Source organism: Sagittula sp. P11, from assembly GCF_002814095.1.
Lineage (GTDB): Bacteria > Pseudomonadota > Alphaproteobacteria > Rhodobacterales > Rhodobacteraceae > Sagittula.
The window spans coordinates 4080024-4102984 of record NZ_CP021913.1 but is presented as its reverse complement, the minus strand read 5'-3'; the positions used below and the strand labels follow the sequence as shown (position 1 = coordinate 4102984).

Sequence of the window (22961 nt, the reverse complement as noted above, 5' to 3'; positions counted from 1 at the left end):
GCCCAAGCCAACTGACCAAGCCGGACGACGCCATGACCCCCACCTTCTACCTCGGCCTCGGCGGCCAGAAATGCGGCTCAACCTGGATACAAGCGTATCTGGCGCGGCAATCCGGGTCGGATTTCGGGCGTTTGGGGGAGTATCAGGTTTGGGAGCATACCCTCGGCGGCGTGTTTGCCCGGTACAAGGTTGCGCCCCCTTCCACCGTTGAGCGGCTGAGGGCCAAGGCCAAGACGAGTGTCGGAGCTTCAGAGCCCGCGCAGCACCTGCGCTGGCGACTGCAATCGGACCCCGAGGCTTATCTCGACTACTTTGCCGGGCTTCTGGATCGCCAAGGCATTGTGCGGACCGGCGACATCAGCCCGTCCTACGCCGCCCTCCCGCCCGAGACGCTCGCAAGGATCAAGCAGGGATTCGAACAGCGTGGAATTGCGGTCAAGGTACTGTTCTCGATGCGCGATCCGGTGGACCGCATCCGGTCGCACATGCGAATGGAAATGGCCAAGGATCGCCTGCCGTCCTCCGAGGACAACACCGAACCGCTGCGCGCCTTCTACGCTGGCGCAGAGGCGGAGGCACGCACACGCTACGACCGGACGATGACCGCAATCGCGCAGGTGTTCGCACCGCAGGACAGCCATCTTTGCCTGTTCGAGGAGTTGTTCACGCCAAAGGGAATCGCCGCCTTGGCCCAATTCGCCGAGGTGCCCGTGGATGCGGACGCGGGAGGACAGGCAGTCAATGCACGGGCCAAGGGCAGCGGCCTGTCCGAGGACATCGTGGCCGAGATCGCCACCCATTATCGCCCTGTCTACGAGGCCGTCGCCCTCCGCTTCCCGCAGATCGCGTCGCTGTGGGCTTCTGCGAAATACGCGCTCACCAGCGCATGAGCCCCGCGGCGACCAGCTGCTCCGGCCCCTCGTAGGCGACAGAATTCTCCCCCAGGAACGCGTTCTCCACCCCGGCCATCTTGTCCAGAAGTTCCGCGTAATAACGGTACTTCGCGGCCCCGTTCGCATGTGCGCCCCACTCGGTCGCGCGGGCGATCTTTTCGGCGAATTGCGCGGTGAAAACGAAATGCGCGACGCACAACAGAACGTCCGGTGACGGCGGCAGGTTGGCGTAATGCGAGCCGGTCAGCCGGGTCTGCGCGTCGCGACGCACCAGGGGCGTCTTGTGCCGCGCCGACTTCTGAAACCGTTGTGCCTTTTTCGCCTTTGACGACATCCAGATCCTCTGCCAGCCGCTCCGAACCACTTTGGGCTCGACAGAGAAAGTGTTGAAAAGACGGGTTGTCTTGGCCTTTCCCACCAGCTTTGGCTGCCCCCCTGGCACCAGATCGACCAACTGCTCCGCCTCGAAATACGGATAGGCTTTCAGCAGACCGTCGAGGCTTTGCGGAACAGACCCACTCAGGCCGGAGACGGACGCCGGGAAGAACTCAACCACCGATGCCACGGCCGACGGTGCGCCTTCCCGTTCGAGCCGCGCCACGACCTCTGCAATGGAGGTCACGCCCGGCGGCAACAGCAGGAATTCGTCCGCGTCGACATAGCCGACATAGGCCCCGTCGAAGAACAGGTGCGGCAGCGCGATCTTGAAATAGGTGCCGGCGCGGTCCGCCTTCTCTACCCCGTCCGGATCGCGGTACAGAACGGCATCGCCGAACCCCAGGTCCGACCGCATGATCACCACATCGTCCTGCCCCGACAGGTAGTCGAACGACCCGTCGTCGGAGGCATCATCCCAGATCAGGAATTGCTCGAACCCGATGGACCGATGATGCGCCAGCCACGCGGGCAGGAACGTCATCTCGTTCTTCATCGTGGAAAACATGGTGAGCCGGGACGGATCGACCGTTCCGTGCACGATGCGGGCGAGATCCCCGGCGTCTTCTAGCGTGACCTTCAGCATGCGCGGAGGCTTACCGCACCCTGCGCGAGGCGGAAAGCAGCAAAAAGGGCGACCCATTGGGCCGCCCTTCGCATTGTCCGCAGGGTGCGCGACGCACCCGGAAAAAGCTTAGCGCTTCGAGAACTGGAACGAGCGGCGCGCCTTGCGCTTGCCGAACTTCTTCCGTTCCACGACGCGGCTGTCGCGGGTCAGGAAGCCGGCGGCCTTCAGCGCGGAACGCAGTTCCGGGTTGTAAAGCTGCAGAGCCTTGGAGATGCCGTGCTTGACCGCACCGGCCTGACCGGTCAGGCCGCCCCCCTTCACGGTCGCCATCACGTCGAATTCGCCTTCGACGCCGGCAACCTGGAACGGCTGGCGCAGGATGAGCTGGAGAACCGGACGCGCAAAGTACTTGTCCTGGTCCTTGCCGTTCACCACGACCTTGCCGGAGCCCGGCTTGATCCAGACGCGTGCGACGGCGTCCTTCCGCTTGCCGGTGGCATAGGAGCGGCCGAGTTCGTCGCGAACCGGCTCACGCGGGGCTTCTTCGACGCCCTGGACTGCACCGATATCGTCGGTCACGGCCTTGGCGAGGTCATCAAGAGAGTTGATCTGTTCAGCCATGATTACACCCGGGTGTTCTTGGAGTTCTTGGTCTTGACGTCCAGAACTTCGGGGTTCTGGGCATCGTGCGGGTGCTCCGCGCCTGCGTAGATGCGCAGGTTGGTCAGCAGCTGGCGCGACAGGCGGTTGCCCGGAAGCATGCGCTTGACGGCCTGGAGCACCACGCGCTCGGGGTGTGCTCCCTCGAGGATCTGCGCCTTCGTGCGGGACTTGATGCCGCCCGGGTGGCCGGTGTGCCAGTAGAAGTTCTCTTCGCGCTTCTTGCCGGTCAGCTGGACCTTGTCGGCGTTCACGATGATGACGTTGTCACCCATGTCCATGTGGGGGGTGAAGGACGGCTTGTGCTTGCCGCGCAGCCGTGTGGCGACGATCGCAGCGAGGCGGCCGAGAACGATGCCTTCGGCGTCGATCACGATCCACTTCTTGTCGATGTCTGCCGGAGTTGCAGAGAAGGTTTTCATGTGTGTCGTCCGTTTCGATAGAGAAGGGCCGAGGTCACCCCCGGCCCGAAATTCGATGGACGGTTCATAAAGCCGCCCCCAGGTCGCGTCAAGCGCGCTTTATCCAAATTTAAGAAGCAAAATCAATGACTTGAAATTATGGTATCATTTTACCCCACAAAATCGTCCCGATCGAGCCGCCAGCATTGCCGATGACCCCGCCTGCCCGCCATCACAAGCTCTGCCGTGGTCACAAGACGCGCGCCCAGTTTGGCCGTCGCGCGCTGGGATCGCAGGTTTTCCGGGTCGATATGCAGCCACACGTGGTCGTGCCTTTCAAAGGCCCATCCGAGCATCAGCGCCTTCAGTTCGCGGTTCACCGCCCCACCCCATGCCTCGCGAACAAGGAAGGTCGATCCGATGGCGATCCCTCCGGGTGTTTCCGGCGGTTCGTAGAAACGTGAACAGCCGATGACCTGCCCGCCGTCGCGCCTGCGTACGGTGACGGAGCCGCCAGAGGTCAGCAGATGGTCGAAGTATGTGGTGAAGGCCGCGCGCTCATGCCGGTTGCTGGTTGGATGACCCGCCCAGATCCCCGGATCGGAGGCCGCCTGGAACAACGGTTCGCGATCGGCCTCGACCAGCGGGCGCAGGTCAAGCGTCGCACCCAGCATGCGGGCCGGCAGTTCCCTGGCCCAAGTCATACCGTCATCCGTTCCGGCGGGTTGTCCAGCATGTCCCGCAGCCGCGCGATTGCCGTTTCAAAGGTCTTCAGCGACAGCTGCGCGTTCACACCGATCCGCACCGCGTGGGGCACCCGTCCGTCGCGGGTCACGAACTCCTCTGCGGCGCGGATGCGCACGCCCTGCGCCTCGGCCGCCTGCGCGAAGGATCCCGCGCGCCAGCCCTGCGGCAATCTCAGCCAGAGGAACGGCACCTGTTCGTTCCAAGTCAGATCGTATCGCCCGAGGATGTTGACCGCGGCACGCACGTAACGGGCAATCTCCTCCCGGGCGCGGGTCGTGACCTCGTAGGTTTCCTCCCGCTGGAGCAGGTCCTCCACCAGCATGGCCAGCGGTTCAGACAGCCCGAAGAAGCCGTGTTCCGCCGTCTGCCGCAAGCGGCGCGCCTGCGCCGCCGGGGCCACCACGAAACCGATCCTGAGACTGGGCGCCAGCGTCTTCGACAGGGAGTTCACGTACCAGCCGAGATCCGGCAGCAGCACGCGGTAGGTTGGCGCCCGCGACGGTCCCAGACGGTAGCAGTCGTCCTCCAGCACGTTCAGCCCGTGCCGGGCGGCGACCTTCGCGATCTCGTCCCTGCGCTCGGGCGGAGTGAACAATCCGGTGGGATTGTGCACCTCGGCACTGGTACAAAGCACCTGCGCCTCATGTTTCTGGCACAATTCATCGAGCGCAGCGGGGATCAATCCGTGCGCATCCATCGGCACCGGCACAATTTCCGCCCGTGCCAGCTGCGCCGCGCGGCGGAAACCGGGGTAGAAGACCTCCTCCACCAGCACGACCGGCGACGGCCTCTTCAGCACGGACTGCAAGACCAGTGACACGCCGGACTGACCGCCGTGCGACAGGACGACCTGGTCTTCGTCCGCCGGCCCCAGCACCGCATCGGACAGCCAGCGCAGCACGGCCCTGCGGGCGGGCGCGTAGGCCTCGGCGGAGGGGTAGTCCATCAGTGAACGGCGCGGCGTGTCGGCCAGTCGCCGCATGCCGTCGCTGATCAGGGCCACCTGCCCCACGTCCGGCGGGCGCGAGAAGTACAGGTTGATATTGTCTAGCGTCGTCTCGTCGAAACTCAGCAGCGGCCCCGGTGTAGGCGGCCGCTTTCGGTCGGCCACGTAGGTGCCGCGCCCGACCTCTGCCACCACCAGGCCGTCGTCGGTCAGGATGGTGTAGGCGCGGGCGACCGTGCCGGGGGTGATCTTCAGATGCCAGGCGAGTTCGCGCACCGGGGGCAAGCGGTCGCCGACTCCCAGGTCGCCCTGCGCAATCGCCTGCTTCAGGGCGTCCGCGACGGCGCGATACTTGGGCCCCGCCTGCTGCGACTCATAGAGTTTCGAAATTGTATCCATCACAATAATTGGCTCGACCCTCTCCAGAACACATTGTATCAATCAAGGTACCGAATACAGGTACTTTGTGTCAATACAATTGAAAGGATTTCCCATGGCACAGATCGTCACGCGTGAAGCACTGACCTACCTCGAGACGAGCCGCCCGCTCCCGCTGGTGGCAAGCATTGCGCTGCGTGTTGCGGTCGCCTCGGCGAAATGGGCTGAAAAGCGGCGCACGCGACAGGCGCTCGCCGACCTCGACGCCCATATGCTGAAGGACGTGGGAATCGACGCGCTGACCGCGCGGCACGAAGCCAACCGCAGGTTCTGGCAGTAACCCTGCCAGACAAAGCCCCGGACCCCTCGCTCCGGGGCCGCCGGCGGGCATCACTCCCGCCCGCCGGCATAATCTCTCGCACCCGCAGAATTAATACTTGATCGTCGCGCCCTCACCCCTTACGTGAGCCGGACTTTCGGAACCGATCCCAACCCTGCAGTTCAGGGGGGCGCTAAGGAACCGACTGGAACGCACTGCTGGCTTGAGGAGGCGAATGTCATGAAGGACATCACCCTCTTCCAACTGGGGTACGGTCTGGAGACTGGCGCCCACGAGGAAGACACCACCGGGACTTGTCCCGCACCCACCGCGCGCGACGTGTTCGACGAACAGCGCGACGACCATTTCATCCGCCGCGACGGCGCCGTCTTTGCCGGCACGCACCTCATCATCGAGGTTGTGAATGGCACGGGCCTCGACGACGAGGCGCGCATCCAGCAGGCATTCCGCGATTGCGTGGACACCTGCGGCGCGACGCTGCTGCACATCCACACGCACAAGTTCAGCCCGCAAGGCGTGAGCGGCGTGGCGGTGCTGGCGGAAAGCCACATCTCGGTCCACACTTGGCCGGAAATCGGCTATGGTGCCTTCGACGTCTTCATGTGCGGCGATGCGCAGCCATGGCTGGCCGTCGACGTGCTGGCAAAGGCGTTTGACACCGCTGACGTCCGCGTCCGTGAACTCAAACGCGGCGAAGGTGTCGTGGCAGAGGCCGGGATCGCCGCCTGAAGGAACGGGATTGCCCCGACTAAACCCGCTGCGCGCCACCCCTCTCGGCGCGCCGATCCGGTCCCGAAGGGCGGCCCCGCGCGGCCCCCGGGACATTCACATTTGTTGACCCAAGGGAACCTTCCGGCGTCAGCGTCATTGTGGAATCATGCGGTTACGCTAATCGTGGTCGCATGGGCAGGAGGAGACCATGGACGAAACACCGCGCTGGATGCGCGAACAGCTTCACGGCGATTACGCCCAGGCGATGCGGGTGGACGATGTTCTGTACGACAGCCAGACCGACCATCAGCGCCTGCGGGTGATCCAGAACGAGACCTTTGGCCGGGTTCTGACCCTCGACGACGTGGTTCAAGTCACCGAGAAGGACAACTTCATCTACCACGAGATGTTGACCCATGTGCCGATCTTCGCCCATGGCGCGGCGACCCGGATCTGCATCGTGGGTGGCGGCGACGGCGGCATGGCCCGAGAAGCACTGCGCCACAAGACGGTCAAGCACATCACTATGGTCGAGATCGACGCGGGCGTGGTGGAGTTCTCCAAACGCTACCTGCCGACGATCAGCGACGGCGCCTTCGACGATCCGCGGCTGGATCTGGTGATCGCCGACGGATCGGATTTCATGAAGACCACGAAGGGCGGGTATGACGTTATCATCGTGGATTCGACGGACCCGATCGGCCCCGGCGAAGCGCTCTATTCCAACAATTTCTATGCCAACGCCCGCAAGGCGCTGAAAGACGGCGGCATCATCGTCACGCAGAACGGCGTGCCCTTCATGCAGGGGGATGAGCTGACCCGGACGATGCGCGCCTTCCAGGCACTGTTTGCCGATGCCACCTGCTACCTCGCGACCGTACCCAGCTACGCGGGCGGTCCGATGGCCTTCGGCTGGGGCACCGACAGCGGCGCGCGCCACACCGACGTGAACACCCTTCAGACACGCTTTTGCGCCAGCGGCATCCGCCCGCAGTATTACACGGCCGAGGTCCACAAGGCGGCCTTCGCCCTGCCCGGCTATATCCGGAAGCTCTTCCCCTGATGCCCGTGATGGGCACCGCATGGTCCCCGTCCCATCCCACGCAGCAAAAGGGCGCGCCCGGCAGGACGCGCCCTTTTCGCTCGAAAGCGGTCAGGTTCAGAGCTTCTTCTTCGCCATGCGGGCCAACCCGCGGGCGGCCTGCGCTTCGGCGCTCTGGTGGTGACCGTAGGTGCTGTGGCCACGGTAATGCCCGTGAGTGCGCGACCGTGCGAAGGCGCCCACGGCGCGGCGGATAAGTCCTCCGATATTCATGTCGTGTCTCCTTTCAGCAATGCGACGGTTTGCGGCGTCGCTTGTGAGAGGTAAACGCGAAAACACGCACCGCGTTCCCACAAAACGACCCAGGCGCGCGCCCGTGGCCTGCGCGCCACAGGTTCGTCAACCCGCGGGACGCGGCGGAATCGAATATGTGAGGCTGGCGTGAGCCACGGGTTTGTCGCTGCCCTCGCTGAACAAGAGCACGTCGATCACCGCCAGCACCTTGCCCATCTTCAGCACGCGCGCCTCGGCCAGCAGGTCCACGCCCGACGCGGGCTTGCGCATGAAATCGATGGAGCAATGCGTCGTCACCGCCAGCGCCTGCCGCCCCACGTTGGCCAGAACCGCAACATAGGCCGCCACATCGGCAAGGCTGAACATCGCGGGGCCGGACACCGTTCCTCCGGGACGCAGGTGCCGTTCGTCGTTCACCAGGCGCATGACGATCCGGCTGTCGCCAAGCTCGTCGATGCCGAACATGCCCCTGACCTGCGGAAACACCTCATCCAGAAATTCCGTCATCTCGTCCGCAGTCATCACAGGCATTCGCTTTCCTCCATCTGTCGCGACAGCTAACCTTGCCGCAAAAGGGAGGACAAGATGCCCATTCTGGAACGCCACGACACCGGCCACATCGCCCACCTGCGCCTGAACACGCCGCAGAACCTCAACGCCCTGTCGGACGAGATGCTGGCTGCCCTTCAGGACCAGATCGATGCACTGGCAGAGGACCGCGACACGCGCGTCGTGATCCTGTCTGGCGAAGGGCGGGCGTTCTGCGCGGGTCACGATCTCAAGCAGATGCAGGCGGCCCGGCAGGCCGATGACGACGGGCGCGCCTACTTCGCAGACCTGTTCCGGCGCTGCGCCTCCGTGATGACCGGGCTGACCCGCCTGCCCCAGCCCGTCATCGCACAGGTCCACGGGATAGCCACCGCCGCCGGATGCCAGATGGTCGCCTCCTGCGACATGGCGGTGGCCGCGCGCGGCACGCGCTTCGGCGTCAACGGCGTGAACATCGGGCTGTTCTGCTCCACCCCCATGGTCGCCCTCTCGCGCAACATCCCCCGCAAGAAGGCGTTCGAGATGTTGACCACAGGCCGCTTCATGACCACCGAAGAGGCCGAGGCCACCGGCCTCATCAACGCCGCTGTTTCCGAGGCAGAGCTGGCCGATGCGACACGGACGCTGGCGGAAACCGTCGCCTCGAAACTCTCCGCCGCGGTCAAGATCGGCAAATCCGCCTTCTACGACCAGATGAGCATGCCGCTGGACGAGGCGTATACCTATACCGGCGAGGTCATGGTGGAGAACATGCTGTGGCGCGACACCGACGAGGGGATCAGCGCCTTCCTCGAGAAGCGCGCGCCGGACTGGGCGAAGTAACCCGGCGGAATTCCATAAAGCACACTTGGAAATCCCCGAGACTTCGCCTACCTCCCGCGCATGGCAAAGACAGATACACTCCACATCGTTGGCGGCGGCATGGCCGGGTCGGAAGCGGCCTGGCAAGCGGCGAACATGGGCGTTTCCGTGGTCCTCCACGAGATGCGCCCGCACGTGAAGACCTTCGCGCATCGCACTGGCAACATGGGGGAAATGGTCTGTTCCAACTCCTTCCGCTCGGACGATGACGAACAGAACGCCGTGGGCCTCCTGCATTGGGAAATGCGCACCGCCGAAGGGCTGATCATCACAACCGCGCACCGGCACAGGCTGCCCGCGGGCGGTGCACTGGCCGTCGACCGCGACCCGTTTTCCGAAGCCATCACCAAGGCGCTGACCGACCACCCCAATATCGCGATCAGCCACGAGGAGGTGTCGGAGCTGCCGTCCGAGGGCCAATGGATCTTTGCCACCGGCCCGCTGACCTCGGAAAAGCTCGGCGCCGCGATTCAGGCAGAGACCGGCGCCGACCGGCTCGCCTTCTTCGACGCCATCGCCCCCATCGTCTATGCCGAGAGCATCGACATGGACGTGGCCTGGCGCCAGTCGCGCTACGACAAGGGCGAGACAGAGGAAGAGCAGAAGGCCTACATCAACTGCCCGATGACCAAGCCGCAGTACGAGGCCTTCATCGACGCGCTCCTCGCCGCCGACAAGACGGAGTTCCACGACGGCGAGACGGCCACTTACTTCGACGGCTGCCTGCCCATCGAGGTTATGGCCGAGCGCGGACGCGAAACCCTGCGCCACGGCCCGATGAAGCCCGTCGGCCTGACCAACCCGCACAAGCCCGAGGAAAAGGCATACGCGGTGGTTCAGCTTCGGCGCGACAACGCGCTCGGGACGCTCTACAACATCGTCGGCTTCCAGACGAAGATGAAGTACGGCGCGCAAGCCTCTGTTTTTAAAATGATCCCCGGGCTTGAAAATGCAAGCTTCGCCCGCCTTGGAGGGATCCACCGCAACACCTTCCTGAACTCGCCGACCCTGCTCGACGCGCAGATGCGCCTCCGGTCGAAGCCGAACATCCGCTTCGCCGGTCAGGTCACCGGGGTCGAGGGCTACGTGGAATCCGCCGCGATGGGACTTCTGGCCGGTCGCATGGCCGCCGCCGAGATCCTCGGCCAGCCGCTGCCCGTCGTCCCTCAGGACACCGCCCATGGCGCGCTGGTGCACCACATCACCGGCGGCGCAGAGGCCAAGACCTTCCAGCCGATGAACGTCAACTTTGGCCTGTTCCGCCCCCTCGACGGGCTGCGTGGAGGCCGCAAGGGCCGGCGGGAGCGCTACAAGGGCTACACCGACCGCGCCAAGGAAGAATGGAGCCGCTGGCTCGCCACTCAGAAGGAGCCCGCATGAACTACGTCCTCGCCCTGTTCCTGCCCCCGCTGTCGATCCTGCTTTTGGGGCGGATCATCCTGTCTATCGTCGTCTTCATCATCTGGGTGCCCGCCATCATCTTCTCCGGCGGCCTGACGCACCCGATGTTCATCGTCCTCGCGTGGATCCTGATCTACCAAGCTGGTGAAGAGCGCCGCGCGCGCCGCTATGGACGCCGCGACGACTGACAGGCCTTGACGCGACCCTTGTTGCACGCGCACCCTTTGACCGTGGGTGCGCGTTTTTCTTGTGGGGTCCCCGACGATCCGGGCACAAGCGGAACACGGCCCTTCAGGCTCCGACAGCCAATGTGACTCGCCACAAGTCAACTTGAACTCAACCATTTAAGCACCTGAAAAACGTGAAATTCAGAACGCGCTTTGCACCCAGCCCGACCGGCCCCCTTCACCTCGGGCACGCATATTCCGCATTGGTCGCCCATGACAAAGCGCGGGCCGAAGATGGAACGTTCCTTCTGCGTATCGAGGACATCGACACCACCCGGTCCCGCCCCGAATGGGAAGACCAGATCTACGCCGATTTGACCTGGCTGGGGATCACGTGGGATGAACCACCCATGCGGCAGACCGACCGGCTGCCGACCTACATGACAGCGCTCAAGGCCCTGTGGGACAACGGGGTGCTCTATCCCTGCACGTGTACCCGCCGCGATATTGCCGAGGCAGCCAGCGCCCCGCAGGAAGGCGCGGAGCCGAAGATCGGGCCGGACGGCCCCGTCTATCCCGGAACCTGCCGCCCCTCCGCGCCCCCCACCGGCCCGATGCCCGAAGGCGTGGCGCTGCGGCTCGACATGGCGCGGGCGCTGGCGGGGCGCCCGGTGTTCGGCTACCTCGAAACCGGCGTGAACCCCGGGCCGAAACATGTCTCTGCCGAACACATGATCTCAAATGTGGGCGATATCGTACTGTCCCGAAAGGACTTTCCCGGATCGTATCACCTGTCTGTCGTGCTTGACGACGCTGCGCAGGACATCACCCACGTGGTCCGTGGCCAAGACCTTGCCGACGCGACACAGATCCACCTGCTGCTGCAGTCCCTGATGGACCTGCCGACGCCCGTCTACCATCACCACCGCCTGATCCGTGACGAGGCGGGCAAGCGGCTGGCCAAGCGCGACGATGCCCGTGCCATCGCCACCTACCGCGACGACGGAAAGACGCCGGAGGACATCCGCGCCCTCGTCGGGCTCTAGATCATCGGTGCCATCAGCTCCGTCTCCGCCTCGCCCGTGACGGAGGTGAAGAAGCACGAGCGGCGGTTCGTGTGGCAGGCGGGCCCCTCTTGCCGGACCACCGCAAGCAGGCAGTCCCGGTCGCAATCCACCCGCAGATCGACCAGCGCCTGCGTGTGTCCGGAAGTCTCGCCCTTCACCCAGAAGGCCTGGCGCGAGCGCGACCAATAGGTGACACGCCCGGTCTCCAGCGTGCGGGCGACGGCGTCGGCGTTCATCCACGCCATCATCAGCACCTCGCCGGTGTCCTCCTGCTGGGCGATGCAGGGGATCAGGCCGTTTGCGTCATAGACCAAGGTCGCAGGATCGAAGGACATGGATGAAAAACCTTTTGCTTGCCACGCTCGGCCCCCTATGTATTGGGAACCCAAGGCAAGCGAAAGCCAAAGGCATGACTGCGGAAACCGATCTGATCAAACTGTACTCCGGACGCATCCTCGAACTGGCGGCCGACATCCCTCATCTGGGACGTCTCGACGCGCCGGGGGCGACGGTGAAGAAGCGCTCTCCGCTCTGCGGATCGACTGTGACCGTCGATCTGACGATGGAGGACGGGCGCGTCGCGGATTTCGCGCAGGATGTGAAGGCCTGTGCGCTCGGTCAGGCCGCAGCCTCTGTCGTCGGCGGCGCCATCATCGGGCGCACCGCCGAAGAGATCGACACGGCGCGCGATGCCCTGCGCGAGATGCTGAAACAGGACGGCCCGACGCCGCCCGCGCCCTTCGACGGGCTCGAGGTGCTGCGCCCCGCCGCCGCCTACAAGAACCGCCATGCCTCGATCATGCTGACGCTCGACGCGGCTAGCGAGGCCGCCCATCAGGCCGAAGCCGCGCGCACCGCGTGACGGCCTGTCCGCGCCCCTGGCCGCCCATCGCACCCCCGCTTTCGTGACATAAAAAACCGCCGCACTCCGGGACGGGAGGCGGCGGTCAGGAGCGTGTCGGAACCGGTCAGGCAAATTCGGTTACAGGCAGGAAACCGAAGGGGACAGGCAGTGCGCGTCGGGACAGAGACGCGGCAAGCCGGGCCGGTACACGCGGGCAGAAACTCAGATCAGGGACGGAAGGTGAAGCGCACCCAGAAGGATCACCGCAAGGCTGATCGCACCCAGGGTGTCCTGCCAAAGCGTTCCATCCTGACGGTTGAGCGCGGTCTTGACGATGTCGAGCATTGGGTCACTCCGTGTTCCGTTGTTGACCCTTTGTTCTCACATTCTTAACCATGAGTAAAGAACTAAATGAGAACAAAATGTGAATTAACGAGAACACGGGCCGGAACAGCAGTCAGCCTACCTCGATTAGACGTATCGCTTCGTCCTGCCGCATCAGCCAGAGCAGCGACCGGGCGGCGCGTCCGCGCGGGCTTTCCAGCGTCGGATCGTCCGCCAGCAGGCGCCGCGCATCCGACTGCGCCACCTCCATCAGCGCCGCCTGCCGTTCGAGGTCCGCGACCCTGAACTTCGGCAGACCCGACTGCGCCGTGCCGATCAGGTCGCCCGCCCCGCGCATCTCCAAATCGACCTCCGCGATGCGGAAGCCGTCCTCGGTCTCGCGCAGGGTCGTCAGCCGCTTCATCCCGGTTTCCGACAAGGGCGGTTGGTACATCAGCAGGCAGGTGGAGGCCGCGGTGCCGCGCCCAACCCGGCCCCGCAACTGATGGAGCTGAGCGATCCCGAAGATCTCGGCCCGTTCGATCACCATGATCGAGGCGTTCGGCACGTTGACACCTACCTCGATCACCGTCGTCGCCACCAGGACGCTGGTCTCGCCCGAAACGAAGCGCGCCATGGCCGCGTCCTTCTCGGCCGGGGGCATCTGCCCGTGCACCAGCCCGACAACGCCCTCACCCAAGGCCGCCCGCAGACGCTGAAACCGCGCCTCCGCTGCGATCAGGTCGGAGCTTTCGCTTTCCTCGACCAGCGGGCAGACCCAGTATGCCTGCCGCCCCTCCGCCACCGCCTTGCGCAGATGGTCGACCACCTCCGACATCTTCTCCGTCGACAGGAGCGCGGTCTTCACCGGGGTCCGGCCCGGCGGCTTCTCGTCCAGGATCGACACGTCCATGTCGCCGTATTGCGACAAAGCCAGCGAGCGCGGAATCGGCGTCGCGGTCATCACCAGCACGTCTGCGCCCGCGCCTTTCTTGCCCAGCTCCAGCCGCTGACGGACGCCGAAGCGGTGCTGTTCGTCCACGATAGCCAGCCGCAGATCGGCAAAGACCACATCCGGCTGGAACACCGCGTGCGTGCCCACGAGGATCTGGATGTCGCCGCGCGCCAGGGCATCCAGCTTTGCGGTGCGTTCCGCGCCCTTGTCGCGCCCGGTCAGGATTTCCAGCACAACGCCCGCGCTCTCTGCCAGCGGTCGCAGGCTTTCGAGGTGCTGGCGGGCGAGGATCTCGGTCGGGGCCATCATCACACCCTGCCCGCCCGCCTCGACCGCGTTGAGCAAGGCCATCAGAGCCACCAGCGTCTTGCCCGCGCCCACGTCGCCCTGCAGCAGCCGGTTCATGCGTTCGGGGCGCGCCATGTCGGACAGGATCTCGCCGATGGCCCGCCTCTGCGCCCCGGTCGGCTCGTAGGGCAAAGCGGCCAGCACCCGGGCCTGCAACCGCCCGTCGCCCTTCGTCTCGATCCCGCGCCGCTTGCGCCGCGCCGCGCGGGCCAGGGCCAGCGTCAACTGGTGCGCCATCAGCTCGTCATAGGCGAGCCGCGCCCGCGCAGGCGCAGTCGGCGACAGATCCTCCGGCCCTTCCGGCGCATGGACCCGGGCTAGTGCTTCTGCCCACCCGGGCCATCCCTCTTTCGCCAGTTGCGCCGCGTCGATCCATTCCTCTAGGTCGGGCACACGGGTCAGCCCGTCGGCAATCGCCCGCACCATCAGCTTCTGCGTGACGTTGCCGGTCAGGTGATAGACCGGTTCGAACGCAGGAAGGCTCTCTGCTTCGTCGACCGGCAGGACGTGGTCCGGGTGGACCATCTGCGGCACGCCATCGAACAGCTCGACCCGCCCCGAAACCAGCCTGCGCTGACCGGTCGGAAAGAGCTTCTGCTGGTATTCGGAGTTGCCGCGGAAAAACACCAGCTGGAACCGGACCTTGGCATCGTCGACCTCGATCCTGTAGGCGCCGCCGCGGGTGCGGGGCGGCCAGTGTCGCCCGATCAGCACCTCCACCGTCAGGGTCGCCGGCAGGTCCGCCCCCTGCACGGTGTCGCGCACCCGGCGGTCCGTCACGCTGTAGGGCAAGGTGTACAGCAGGTCGCGCGGCGCCTCGATCCCGGCACCTGCCAGCGTCTGCGCCGTCTTCGGCCCGATTCCGTCGAGGCCCTTCAGGTCGGCGAACAGCGGCCAGAGCGGTTCCGGCCGCCCGCTCATCCGCCGATCAGCTCCAGCCATGCGTCTTCGTCCAGCACCGTCAGACCCAGCTCGCGCGCCTTCTTTTCCTTGGAGCCTGCGCCGGGCCCGACCACCACGATGTCGGTCTTCTTGGAGACGCTGCCCGAGACCTTGGCGCCCATCGCCTCCGCCCGCGCCTTCGCCTCCGCCCGGGTCATGCGTTCCAGCGTGCCGGTGAACACCACGGTCTTGCCCGCGACGGGTGAACCTTCGGTATCGGGCCGCGCCGCTTCCTCGACCTCCAGATGCGCGACAAGCCGGTCCATCGACGCGCGCTCCGCCTCCTGGTTCATGGCGGAGACCAGCGATTGCGCCAGAACCGTGCCCACCCCGTCGATCGACAGGAGGTCATCCCAGGCCTCGCCCTCCATCGGGGCGGCGTCCTTCATCGCGGCCTCGAAGGTTGCCCACGTTCCGTAATGCCGTGCCAAAAGGTTCGACGCGCTTTCGCCCACGTGCCGGATGCCCAGGCCAAAGATCAGCCGCCCAAGGGGGATGCGCCGCCGCTCGTCGATGGCGCTGAACAGGTTGAGCGCGGATTTCTCGCCCCAGCCCTCACGGTTCTTCAACTGCTGGATGCCCGAACCGTAGCGTTCACGCAGGGTGAAGATGTCTGCCGGTTCCTTGATCCACCCGTCGGCGTAGAACTGTTCGACCTGCTTGGCGCCCAGTCCCTCGATGTCAAAGGCCGACCGGCCGACGAAATGCTTCAGCTTCTCCACGGCCTGCGCCGGGCAGATCAACCCGCCGGAACACCGACGCACCGCATCGCCCTCCTCGCGGATCGCGTCAGAGCCACACTCCGGGCATTCCGTAGGGAAAACATAGGGTTGCGCATCGTCTGGCCGCTGCGACAGGTCGACGTCGGCCACCTTCGGGATGACATCGCCTGCGCGGTAGACCTGGACCCAGTCGCCGATGCGGATGTCCTTGCCGCCGCGAATCTCGTTGCCTGAACTGTCGCGTCCGGCGATGTAATCCTCGTTGTGCAGCGTCGCGTTCGACACCACCACACCGCCCACCGTGACGGGCGTCAGGCGGGCGACGGGCGACAGCGCGCCGGTGCGCCCGACCTGGATGTCTATGGCTTCGAGCCGCGTCCATGCCAGTTCCGCCGGGAACTTGTGGGCGATGGCCCAACGGGGTGTGGTGGACCGGAAGCCCAACCGTTCCTGCAGGGCCAGATCGTTCACCTTGTAGACCACGCCGTCGATGTCATAGCCAAGCGTTGCGCGCTGCGCCTCGACCTTGCGGTAGTGGTCCAGCATCTCCTCCGGCCCGTCGCAGAGCGCTGTCAGCGGATTGGTCTGGAAACCCAGGGCCTTGAGCCGATCGATGGCGCCCTTCTGAGTGTCCGCCAGCGGATCGGACAGGACGCCCCAAGCATAGGCAAAGAACTTCAGGGGCCGTTCGGCGGTGATCTTCGCATCAAGCTGGCGCAAAGACCCCGCAGCGGCGTTGCGCGGGTTGGCAAATGTCTTGCCCCCGCGCGCGGCCTGCCGTTCGTTCAGCGCCTCGAAATCCGCGTGGCTCATGTAGACTTCGCCGCGGACCTCCAGCACCTCCGGCGCGCCGGTCAGGTCGGTGGGGATGTCGTCGATGGTCCGGGCGTTGGCGGTGACGTTCTCCCCTTCGGAGCCATCGCCCCGGGTCGCCGCGCGCACCAGCTTGCCCTTCTCGTAGCGCAAGGCCAGCGACAGCCCGTCGATCTTCGGTTCCGCGGTGAAGGCCAGCGACGTGTCCGCGCCCAATCCAAGGTAGCGCCGGATGCTGTCGTCGAAGTCGCGGATATCCTCGTCGTCGAAGGCGTTGGCCAGCGACAGCATCCTGACCTCGTGACGGACCTTGGAAAACCCGTCCGCCGGAGCCGCGCCCACCTGCTCCGACGGGCTGTCGGCCAGCTTGAGTTCTGGAAAGCGCGCCTCGATCTCCGCGTTGCGACGTTTCAGGCGGTCGTATTCGGCGTCCGACAGTTCAGGCGCATCCTCGGCATGATACGCGCGGTTCGCCTGTCCCAGAATGTCGGCAAGCGCGCGAAGCTCTTCGCGCGCCTGATCTTCGGTCAACTGACCGACCTCTGTATCGCTCATGCCCAGTTCCTCGGACGCCCTGTCGTCCATGGAGTGATAGGGCCGGTCAGACCCGAGGTCCAGCCGCTCAACCGTTTGCGGCGATGGCCTTCGGTTCGTCCTGGGACGGATCGGGATCGCGCAGAACGTAGCCCCGGCCCCACACGGTCTCGATATAGTTGTCGTCGCCGGTGGCTTCCGACAGCTTCTTGCGCAGCTTGCAGATGAAGACGTCGATGATCTTCAGCTCGGGCTCGTCCATGCCGCCGTAGAGGTGGTTGAGGAACATCTCCTTCGTCAGGGTCGTGCCCTTCCGCAGAGAGAGAAGTTCGAGCATCTGGTATTCCTTGCCGGTCAGATGAACAGGTTTGCCGGCGACCTCCACCGTCTTGGCGTCGAGATTGACCGACACCTTGCCCGTCCGGATCACCGACTGCGAATGCCCCTTGGAGCGGCGAATGATCGCATGGATGCGGGCCACCAGTTCATCCCGGTGGAAGGGTTTCGTCATGTAGTCGTCGGCCCCGAAACCGAATCCCTTGATCTTCGACTGCGTGTCGTCCTCGCCGGTCAGGATCAGGATCGGCGTATCAATGCGGGCCACGCGCAACTGGCGCAGCACCTCGTGGCCGTTCATGTCTGGCAGATTCAGATCGAGAAGGATCAGGTCGTAATCGTATAGCTTTGCCAGATCGATGCCTTCCTCGCCCATGTCGGTGGAATAGACATTCAGGTTCGCGTGACTGAGCATCAACTCGATACTTTTCGAAGTGGTCGGGTCGTCTTCCACCAACAAAATGCGCATGTGCAGTCTCCAGGGTGTACTTGGGCTGCGGATAACCTGAGCCAAAAAGGTTAACGCCTTGTTACCATACCCGGGCCCAAGAACAATTCGTACTTTCCACTAACGATACTTTTGGACGCGTGTCACCTTCAGCGCGTCCTCTCCGAACTGGGTGGCGGCCTTCACCCATTCAAGCAGTTCCTCGTCGCTCAGCGCATATCGGTCCTTCGCCTGGTCCTGTGTCAGAAGCCCGTACTGGACGGCTTTTACCACGGCAGCCTTGCGCGACGCCACCCAGCGGCGCGTCGATGCAGGCGGCAGGTCGGCACGTGTCATGGTCGAGCCATCGGGCAGCTTCACGGCGCGCGGGCCATCGATCTTCTTGAGATACATCCCGTTACCTCCGAACCAGGGTGCGGGGACTAAAGCCCCACAGGACTTAACGACGCCTGAAACCATCCCTTGAGAGTATTTCGATTTTTCCTATATTCCGGCCATTCACCGGAGATCGTCCAATGCCCAAAGACGCCCCCCTCAACAGCCTGGGGCTGCCCAAACCGCCGTCCGAGACGCGAGTCGTCGTTGCCATGTCCGGCGGCGTCGACAGTTCCGTCGTGGCCGCGAAGCTGAAGGAGGAAGGCTACGACGTGGTCGGTGTCACCCTTCAGCTTTATGACCATGGTGCGGCACTCGCCAAGAAGGGCGCCTGCTGCGCCGGGATCGATATCCACGACGCGCGCCGCGTGGCCGAGGACATGGGGTTCCCGCATTATGTCCTTGATTACGAAAACATCTTCCAAGAAGCGGTGATCGAGGAATTCGCCGACAGCTACCTCGGCGGCGCCACGCCCGTGCCCTGCATCCGCTGCAACGAACGGGTGAAGTTCAAGGACCTGCTGGAAACCGCCAAGGACCTCGAAGCCGACTGCATGGCCACCGGCCACTACATCCAGCGCAAGACCGGCGTGCGCGGGCCAGAGCTGCACTCCGCCGCCGACGCCAGCCGGGACCAAAGCTACTTCCTCTTCTCCACCACGCCGGAGCAGCTCGATTTCCTGCGATTCCCGCTGGGCCACCTGCCGTCGAAGGCCGCGACCCGCGAACTCGCCGCGAAGTACGGCCTTGCCGTTGCGGACAAGCCCGACAGCCAGGACATCTGCTTCGTTCCGGACGGCAACTACGCGAAAGTCATCGAGAAACTGCGCCCCGGCGCGGCGGAGCCCGGCCAGATCGTGCATGTCGACGGCCATGTTCTGGGCGACCACCGGGGGGTCATCCACTACACGATCGGCCAGCGGCGCGGCCTCGGCATCGGTGGCCTGAGCGAACCGCTCTACGTGGTCCGGCTGGACGTGGAGACGCGGCAGGTTGTCGTGGGCCCGAAGGAGCTGCTCGCCACCCGGACCATTCCCGTGCGCGAGATCAACTGGCTTGGCGACGCGCCCTTCACCTCGCAGGCGGAATGGCACCTCGACGTGAAGGTCCGCTCCACCCGCCCCCCGCGCGAGGCGGTCATCCGCCCGCTGTCGGACACCACTGCAGAGGTCGAGCTGGTCGTCGCGGAAGAAGGCGTAAGCCCCGGACAGGCCTGCGTTTTCTACGCGCCCGACGACAGCCGCATCTTCGGCGGCGGCTGGATCTGGCGCGGATACTGAAGACGCCCGCATATCTCAGAGGACCGGCCTTTCCCCCAAAGTAAACCGGCCGGTCCTTAACCACGACGCGTAGCAGCGACCATCGCGGAACAGCACAGGGTATCCAGCCTCTTCCGCCGCTTTCAGCAGTCCACCCGCGCCTCCGGTCCCCAAGACTAAAGGCCTCGAAACGCAAAAAAGGCCAGCTGCCACGGCAGCCGGCCTTTCCCATATTTTCAACGAATTCTCCTCATTCCGGCAACAGCGCCGCGCCGGATCAACCGGCCCGGATCACTGCCGCCGAGAACCCGAGAACACGTGCGCCGTGTCACTCCGCGGCGGCGCGGTTCACGTCGCCCATGGCGATGCCGGAAAAGTGACGATCACCGGAGTAAGCCGCATCCAGCATCCCGCCCAGCGTCTTGGCATCGTCGAGATGCTCCAGACGGTTGGCAAAGGCCGCGCAGCAGCCATAGCCCGCGATGGCGTAATGGGTCATGCGCTGGTACTGCGTGATGATCATCGCATCGCGCACCGCACCGTCACCGAAATCGGCATCGATCGCATGGGCACGGGCCTCGGCCACCAAGCCCTGCATACCCTTGCAGTGCTCTCCCTTGGGATCGGCACCGTGTGCCTTGATCAGGCCGGCCAGTTGGGCGCGCCCGTCGGAAATGCCGCTCTTGCCATGCTCCAGCGCGGCACGCAGCTCTTCGTTCTCCGCCTTGGCGGTCAGATCGTCCATCACCTTCTGGGCCTGTTCACAGGCGCTGTAGAGGTCCTGCAGCTGATCGACGTAGACGTCCTGCAATGTCTCGAGGGTCATGTCGTCCTCCTTCAAATTCGTTTCGATTGAAGGGAAAACGCGGGGCTCGACACATACGTTCCTCGGCCCCCTTCATCCTGGCGAAAATACCTCCGCCGGAGGCACATCACCGAGGAGAAGGCCGAAGGCCGCCGACGAGACGACATGCGCGCGCGGCAGCGCGCACGATCCGAAAAAGGGTCACGCCCGGCCCAGCACCAGCACGGCGTTCAGGCCACCGAAGGCGAAGGCGTTCGACAGGACCACGTCCACCTCGGCCTCGCGCGCCTCGTTCGGCACCACGTCGAGCGCGCACTCCGGGTCCGGTTCCTCGTAGCCGATGGTCGGCGCGATCACGCCGTCGTTCAGCGCCATGAGGCAGGCCAGCAGTTCCACCGCGCCGGTGCCGCCGATCAGGTGGCCGTGCATCGACTTGGTCGAAGAGATCATCAGGTCGTCCGCGTGGGTGCCGAAGACATCGGCGACCGCCGCGCATTCCGTCTTGTCGTTGGCCGCGGTGCCGGTGCCATGGGCATTGATGTAGCCCACCCGGGTGCGGTCGACCCGCGCATCGCGCAGCGCGCCGGAAATCGCCCGGGCCGCACCCTGCTTCGACGGCATCACGATATCCGCCGCGTCGGAGGTCATCGCGAAACCCAGCACCTCGCCCAGGATTTCCGCACCGCGCGCCCGCGCATGCTCGTATTCCTCGAAGACGAAGACGCCCGCGCCCTCGCCCTGCACCATGCCCGAGCGGTTGGCGCTGAACGGGCGGCAGGCGTCCTTCGACATGACCCGCAGCCCTTCCCAGGCTTTCACCCCGCCAAAGCACAGCATGGATTCCGATCCGCCGGTGATCATCGCGTGGCACATGCCGGAACGGATCATCTGGAAGGCCTGCCCCATCGCATGGTTCGACGACGCGCAGGCGGTCGAGACGGTGAAACTCGGACCGCGCAGGTTGAACTCCATCGACACGTGGCTGGCGGCGGCGTTGTTCATCAGCTTCGGCACGACGAAGGGATGAACCCGGTTCTTCCCCTCCTCGTAGACCGCGCGGTAATTCTCGTCCTGGGTCAGCAGCCCGCCGCCGGAATTGCCCAGCACCACGCCGGAACGGTCCGCCATCTCGCCGGAGAACTCCAGCCCCGACTGCCGCACCGCCTCGCGTGCGGCGAGCAGGGTGAACTGGGTGAACCGGTCGTAAAGCGAAAGCTGCTGCCGGTTGAAGACGGCCTCGGCCTCGAACCCCTTCACCTGCCCGCCGATGCGGATCGCCAGCCTCTCGACGTCGCGGAATTCCAGCGGGCCGATGCCGCACCGGCCCTCGCGCATGGCCTCGTAGGTCGCGGCCACGTCCTGACCCAGCGCGTTGACCGTCCCCGCCCCGGTAATGACGACCCGTTTCACGCCGTCTTCTCGGCCACCAGCCGCTCGATTCCGGCGACGATGCTGCCGACAGAAGAAATGTCGAAGTCCGACGCTTCCGGTTCATTGGCGTTGAACGGGATGGAGATGTCGAAGGTCTCCTCGATGGCGAAGATCGCTTCGACAAGCCCGAGGCTGTCGATTCCGATGCCTTCCGGCGTGCTGTCCAGCGTGATGTCCGAAGGCTCCAGCATCGCCTGTTCCGCGATGATCGCGATCACCTTGTCCTTGACGTCCATAGTCCTGGTCCCACTTCCTCAGGTTGGCGGAGACTTAGTCATTCCCCGTCAACTTTGAAACCGCTTTCTTGAGGTCCGCGACATCCCGGAACAGCCGCGGCAGGCGCCTCAGGCCCTTGTAGCTTTCGACGTGGCTGTCCATCTTCATCGCCGGGTAGCCAAGCATCACGCGGCCCTCCGGGACGTTCGACAGAACCATCGTCCCGCCGCCCAGGATCACCCGGTCGCCGATCTTCAGGTTGTCGGAAATCCCCGCGCAGCCGCCGACCACCACGTTCGTGCCCAGCACCGTCGATCCCGCGATGGCAGCGCCCGCGCAGATCATGCTGTCGCGGCCCACACGCACGTTGTGGCCGATCTGCACGAGGTTGTCGATCTTCACGCCCGATCCCACCTGCGTGTCGCGCACCGATCCCCGGTCGATGCAGCTGTTGCACCCGATCTCCACGTCGTCGCCCACCGTCACCGCGCCGAGCGAGGCGATCCGCGCCCAGGATTGCGCGCTGTCGGTGCCCTCGCCGCCAAGGCTGGCACGCGCCTTCTCGACCCCGGACGGCTCCGGCGTGACGAAGGAGAAGCCGTCGCCGCCAATCACCACGCCCGGGTGCGCGATCAGCCGGTCGCCCACGGTCACGCGGGCCATAAGCCGCACGCCGGTGTGCAGCAGGGCACCTTCGCCCACCGTCACGTCCTCGCCGATATAACATTGCGGGCCGAGCGTGCTGCCCGCCCCGATCCGTGCGCGCGCACCGACCACGCAGAACGGCCCGACCGACGCGCCCTCGCCGATCTCGGCCGAAGGGTCGATCACCGCCGACGGGTGCACCCCGGTGCCGTAGCCCTGCCCCGGGTCCATCATGCCGGCCAGCCCCGACAGCGCGAACCGCGGCCGAGGAGAGGTCAGCGCCGCCTTCAGCCCAAGGCCCTGCCAGTCCGCCCCGTCCCAGAGCACGGCCACCCGCGCGCGCCCTTCGCCGATCCGCGCGGCGTATTCGGGCCGCATGGCCAGCGCGATATCGTCCGGCCCGGCGGATTGCGGCTCTGCCACGCCGTCCACCTTCAGCGACACGTCGCCATGCGCCGTCATGCCGACCGCTGCTGCTATCTCCTGGATGGTATAGGCCATGCC

27 protein-coding genes are annotated in these 22961 nt (G+C 65.2%); 10 read left to right on the top strand and 17 right to left on the bottom strand.

What is annotated here, in order from left to right; genetic code table 11:
• Positions 1-32: 32 nt before the first annotated feature.
• Entirely contained in the window at positions 33-890 is an 858-nt protein-coding gene (locus CDO87_RS19775) for a hypothetical protein (RefSeq protein ID WP_100930372.1), read from the top strand.
• Here the strand turns inward: CDO87_RS19775 and CDO87_RS19770 are convergent.
• From CDO87_RS19770 to CDO87_RS19750, 5 genes are all read right to left on the bottom strand, one after another.
• Positions 877-1914, bottom strand: coding sequence for a glycosyltransferase family 2 protein (locus CDO87_RS19770; protein WP_157815056.1), 1038 nt, complete (start codon positions 1912-1914; stop codon positions 877-879). The two genes, CDO87_RS19775 and CDO87_RS19770, sit on opposite strands and share 14 nt — an antisense overlap.
• Positions 1915-2022: 108 nt before the next feature.
• Positions 2023-2517, bottom strand: coding sequence for a 30S ribosomal protein S9 (gene rpsI, locus CDO87_RS19765; RefSeq protein ID WP_100930370.1), 495 nt, complete (start codon positions 2515-2517; stop codon positions 2023-2025).
• A gap of 2 nt (positions 2518-2519) precedes the next feature.
• Positions 2520-2978, bottom strand: a complete 459-nt coding sequence (gene rplM, locus CDO87_RS19760) for a 50S ribosomal protein L13 (protein WP_100930369.1) — start codon at positions 2976-2978, stop codon at positions 2520-2522.
• A gap of 149 nt (positions 2979-3127) precedes the next feature.
• Positions 3128-3661, bottom strand: a complete 534-nt coding sequence (locus CDO87_RS19755) for a GNAT family N-acetyltransferase (protein ID WP_100930368.1) — start codon at positions 3659-3661, stop codon at positions 3128-3130.
• Positions 3658-5049 (bottom strand): PLP-dependent aminotransferase family protein, encoded by a 1392-nt coding sequence (locus CDO87_RS19750; protein ID WP_100930367.1) that lies wholly within the window; start codon positions 5047-5049, stop codon positions 3658-3660. Before CDO87_RS19750 ends, CDO87_RS19755 begins: the two co-directional genes overlap by 4 nt.
• Before the next feature lie 94 nt (positions 5050-5143).
• Here CDO87_RS19750 and CDO87_RS19745 point away from each other — a divergent pair, with 94 nt between their 5' ends.
• From CDO87_RS19745 to speE, 3 genes are all read left to right on the top strand, one after another.
• A complete protein-coding gene (locus CDO87_RS19745; protein WP_100930366.1) occupies positions 5144-5368 on the top strand; it encodes a DUF1127 domain-containing protein in 225 nt (74 codons plus the stop codon).
• Between the two features lie 219 nt (positions 5369-5587).
• Positions 5588-6097 carry an adenosylmethionine decarboxylase gene (speD, locus tag CDO87_RS19740; RefSeq protein WP_100930365.1) on the top strand — a complete coding sequence of 170 codons (510 nt, stop codon included), beginning with the start codon at positions 5588-5590 and terminating at the stop codon, positions 6095-6097.
• 190 nt (positions 6098-6287) lie between these two features.
• Positions 6288-7142, top strand: a complete 855-nt coding sequence (gene speE / locus CDO87_RS19735; protein ID WP_100930364.1) for a polyamine aminopropyltransferase — start codon at positions 6288-6290, stop codon at positions 7140-7142.
• 96 nt (positions 7143-7238) lie between these two features.
• Here speE and CDO87_RS26870 read toward each other — a convergent pair whose 3' ends face one another.
• On the bottom strand, positions 7239-7394 hold the full coding sequence (locus CDO87_RS26870) for a hypothetical protein (protein ID WP_157815055.1): 156 nt from the start codon (positions 7392-7394) through the stop codon (positions 7239-7241).
• Positions 7395-7520: 126 nt separating this feature from the next.
• Positions 7521-7946, bottom strand: coding sequence for a PaaI family thioesterase (locus CDO87_RS19730; RefSeq protein ID WP_100930363.1), 426 nt, complete (start codon positions 7944-7946; stop codon positions 7521-7523).
• 54 nt (positions 7947-8000) lie between these two features.
• On the opposite strand from CDO87_RS19730, the gene CDO87_RS19725 reads away from it, so the two are divergent.
• The 4 genes from CDO87_RS19725 (at position 8001) to gluQRS (ending at position 11439) form a co-directional block, all read left to right on the top strand.
• Complete coding sequence (locus CDO87_RS19725; protein WP_100930362.1) at positions 8001-8786, top strand: enoyl-CoA hydratase; 786 nt, start codon at positions 8001-8003, stop codon at positions 8784-8786.
• A 60-nt stretch (positions 8787-8846) separates the two neighbouring features.
• Positions 8847-10205, top strand: coding sequence for a methylenetetrahydrofolate--tRNA-(uracil(54)-C(5))-methyltransferase (FADH(2)-oxidizing) TrmFO (trmFO, locus tag CDO87_RS19720; protein ID WP_100930361.1), 1359 nt, complete (start codon positions 8847-8849; stop codon positions 10203-10205).
• Positions 10202-10414, top strand: coding sequence for a hypothetical protein (locus CDO87_RS19715; RefSeq protein ID WP_100930360.1), 213 nt, complete (start codon positions 10202-10204; stop codon positions 10412-10414). Before trmFO ends, CDO87_RS19715 begins: the two co-directional genes overlap by 4 nt.
• Before the next feature lie 173 nt (positions 10415-10587).
• The gene (gene gluQRS / locus CDO87_RS19710; protein WP_100930359.1) at positions 10588-11439 is read left to right on the top strand and encodes a tRNA glutamyl-Q(34) synthetase GluQRS; all 852 of its coding nucleotides are present in this window, start codon (positions 10588-10590) and stop codon (positions 11437-11439) included.
• On the opposite strand, the gene hisI is transcribed toward gluQRS, so the two are convergent.
• Entirely contained in the window at positions 11436-11795 is a 360-nt protein-coding gene (gene hisI / locus CDO87_RS19705) for a phosphoribosyl-AMP cyclohydrolase (RefSeq protein WP_100930358.1), read from the bottom strand. The two genes, gluQRS and hisI, sit on opposite strands and share 4 nt — an antisense overlap.
• A 74-nt stretch (positions 11796-11869) precedes the next feature.
• Here hisI and CDO87_RS19700 point away from each other — a divergent pair, with 74 nt between their 5' ends.
• Positions 11870-12322, top strand: coding sequence for an iron-sulfur cluster assembly scaffold protein (locus CDO87_RS19700; RefSeq protein WP_100930357.1), 453 nt, complete (start codon positions 11870-11872; stop codon positions 12320-12322).
• A gap of 204 nt (positions 12323-12526) precedes the next feature.
• On the opposite strand, the gene CDO87_RS27450 is transcribed toward CDO87_RS19700, so the two are convergent.
• The 5 genes from CDO87_RS27450 to CDO87_RS19680 all read right to left on the bottom strand — a co-directional run bounded on the left by CDO87_RS27450 (position 12527) and on the right by CDO87_RS19680 (position 18119).
• Positions 12527-12649 (bottom strand): hypothetical protein, encoded by a 123-nt coding sequence (locus CDO87_RS27450; protein WP_256388380.1) that lies wholly within the window; start codon positions 12647-12649, stop codon positions 12527-12529.
• Between the two features lie 112 nt (positions 12650-12761).
• A complete protein-coding gene (gene recG, locus CDO87_RS19695; RefSeq protein ID WP_100930356.1) occupies positions 12762-14852 on the bottom strand; it encodes an ATP-dependent DNA helicase RecG in 2091 nt (696 codons plus the stop codon).
• The gene (gene ligA, locus CDO87_RS19690) at positions 14849-16963 is read right to left on the bottom strand and encodes an NAD-dependent DNA ligase LigA (RefSeq protein ID WP_100930355.1); all 2115 of its coding nucleotides are present in this window, start codon (positions 16961-16963) and stop codon (positions 14849-14851) included. The genes recG and ligA overlap by 4 nt, the downstream gene beginning before the upstream one ends.
• 67 nt (positions 16964-17030) lie before the next feature.
• Positions 17031-17747, bottom strand: coding sequence for a response regulator transcription factor CtrA (gene ctrA / locus CDO87_RS19685; protein WP_100930354.1), 717 nt, complete (start codon positions 17745-17747; stop codon positions 17031-17033).
• Positions 17748-17846: 99 nt separating this feature from the next.
• Entirely contained in the window at positions 17847-18119 is a 273-nt protein-coding gene (locus CDO87_RS19680; protein ID WP_005857698.1) for a DUF1153 domain-containing protein, read from the bottom strand.
• 122 nt (positions 18120-18241) lie between these two features.
• On the opposite strand from CDO87_RS19680, the gene mnmA reads away from it, so the two are divergent.
• Positions 18242-19381, top strand: coding sequence for a tRNA 2-thiouridine(34) synthase MnmA (gene mnmA, locus CDO87_RS19675; RefSeq protein WP_100930353.1), 1140 nt, complete (start codon positions 18242-18244; stop codon positions 19379-19381).
• A 307-nt stretch (positions 19382-19688) separates the two neighbouring features.
• On the opposite strand, the gene CDO87_RS19670 is transcribed toward mnmA, so the two are convergent.
• The 4 genes from CDO87_RS19670 to CDO87_RS19655 form a co-directional block, all read right to left on the bottom strand.
• A complete protein-coding gene (locus tag CDO87_RS19670) occupies positions 19689-20186 on the bottom strand; it encodes a ferritin-like domain-containing protein (RefSeq protein WP_198521766.1) in 498 nt (165 codons plus the stop codon).
• 180 nt (positions 20187-20366) lie between these two features.
• Positions 20367-21575 (bottom strand): beta-ketoacyl synthase, encoded by a 1209-nt coding sequence (locus CDO87_RS19665; protein ID WP_100930351.1) that lies wholly within the window; start codon positions 21573-21575, stop codon positions 20367-20369.
• Entirely contained in the window at positions 21572-21832 is a 261-nt protein-coding gene (locus CDO87_RS19660) for an acyl carrier protein (protein ID WP_100930350.1), read from the bottom strand. The genes CDO87_RS19665 and CDO87_RS19660 overlap by 4 nt, the downstream gene beginning before the upstream one ends.
• Positions 21833-21866: 34 nt before the next feature.
• On the bottom strand, positions 21867-22958 hold the full coding sequence (locus CDO87_RS19655; RefSeq protein ID WP_100930349.1) for a UDP-3-O-(3-hydroxymyristoyl)glucosamine N-acyltransferase: 1092 nt from the start codon (positions 22956-22958) through the stop codon (positions 21867-21869).
• Positions 22959-22961 lie beyond the last annotated feature (3 nt).

Excerpts from the sequence above, each read along its gene's own strand:
- CDO87_RS19655 (WP_100930349.1), bottom strand. The coding sequence starts at position 22,958 with ATGGCCTATACCATCCAGGAGATAGCAGCAGCGGTCGGCATGACGGCG.
- CDO87_RS26870 (WP_157815055.1), bottom strand. The coding sequence starts at position 7,394 with ATGAATATCGGAGGACTTATCCGCCGCGCCGTGGGCGCCTTCGCACGG.
- speD (WP_100930365.1), top strand. The coding sequence starts at position 5,588 with ATGAAGGACATCACCCTCTTCCAACTGGGGTACGGTCTGGAGACTGGC.
- CDO87_RS19730 (WP_100930363.1), bottom strand. The coding sequence starts at position 7,946 with ATGCCTGTGATGACTGCGGACGAGATGACGGAATTTCTGGATGAGGTG.
- CDO87_RS19755 (WP_100930368.1), bottom strand. The coding sequence starts at position 3,661 with ATGACTTGGGCCAGGGAACTGCCGGCCCGCATGCTGGGTGCGACGCTT.
- CDO87_RS19700 (WP_100930357.1), top strand. The coding sequence starts at position 11,870 with ATGACTGCGGAAACCGATCTGATCAAACTGTACTCCGGACGCATCCTC.
- CDO87_RS19750 (WP_100930367.1), bottom strand. The coding sequence starts at position 5,049 with ATGGATACAATTTCGAAACTCTATGAGTCGCAGCAGGCGGGGCCCAAG.
- CDO87_RS19725 (WP_100930362.1), top strand. The coding sequence starts at position 8,001 with ATGCCCATTCTGGAACGCCACGACACCGGCCACATCGCCCACCTGCGC.
- rplM (WP_100930369.1), bottom strand. The coding sequence starts at position 2,978 with ATGAAAACCTTCTCTGCAACTCCGGCAGACATCGACAAGAAGTGGATC.
- CDO87_RS19680 (WP_005857698.1), bottom strand. The coding sequence starts at position 18,119 with ATGTATCTCAAGAAGATCGATGGCCCGCGCGCCGTGAAGCTGCCCGAT.
- ligA (WP_100930355.1), bottom strand. The coding sequence starts at position 16,963 with ATGAGCGATACAGAGGTCGGTCAGTTGACCGAAGATCAGGCGCGCGAA.
- CDO87_RS19745 (WP_100930366.1), top strand. The coding sequence starts at position 5,144 with ATGGCACAGATCGTCACGCGTGAAGCACTGACCTACCTCGAGACGAGC.
- CDO87_RS19715 (WP_100930360.1), top strand. The coding sequence starts at position 10,202 with ATGAACTACGTCCTCGCCCTGTTCCTGCCCCCGCTGTCGATCCTGCTT.
- CDO87_RS19670 (WP_198521766.1), bottom strand. The coding sequence starts at position 20,186 with ATGACCCTCGAGACATTGCAGGACGTCTACGTCGATCAGCTGCAGGAC.
- recG (WP_100930356.1), bottom strand. The coding sequence starts at position 14,852 with ATGAGCGGGCGGCCGGAACCGCTCTGGCCGCTGTTCGCCGACCTGAAG.
- speE (WP_100930364.1), top strand. The coding sequence starts at position 6,288 with ATGGACGAAACACCGCGCTGGATGCGCGAACAGCTTCACGGCGATTAC.
- CDO87_RS19775 (WP_100930372.1), top strand. The coding sequence starts at position 33 with ATGACCCCCACCTTCTACCTCGGCCTCGGCGGCCAGAAATGCGGCTCA.
- trmFO (WP_100930361.1), top strand. The coding sequence starts at position 8,847 with ATGGCAAAGACAGATACACTCCACATCGTTGGCGGCGGCATGGCCGGG.
- CDO87_RS27450 (WP_256388380.1), bottom strand. The coding sequence starts at position 12,649 with ATGCTCGACATCGTCAAGACCGCGCTCAACCGTCAGGATGGAACGCTT.
- CDO87_RS19660 (WP_100930350.1), bottom strand. The coding sequence starts at position 21,832 with ATGGACGTCAAGGACAAGGTGATCGCGATCATCGCGGAACAGGCGATG.
- hisI (WP_100930358.1), bottom strand. The coding sequence starts at position 11,795 with ATGTCCTTCGATCCTGCGACCTTGGTCTATGACGCAAACGGCCTGATC.
- ctrA (WP_100930354.1), bottom strand. The coding sequence starts at position 17,747 with ATGCGCATTTTGTTGGTGGAAGACGACCCGACCACTTCGAAAAGTATC.
- rpsI (WP_100930370.1), bottom strand. The coding sequence starts at position 2,517 with ATGGCTGAACAGATCAACTCTCTTGATGACCTCGCCAAGGCCGTGACC.
- CDO87_RS19770 (WP_157815056.1), bottom strand. The coding sequence starts at position 1,914 with ATGCTGAAGGTCACGCTAGAAGACGCCGGGGATCTCGCCCGCATCGTG.
- mnmA (WP_100930353.1), top strand. The coding sequence starts at position 18,242 with ATGCCCAAAGACGCCCCCCTCAACAGCCTGGGGCTGCCCAAACCGCCG.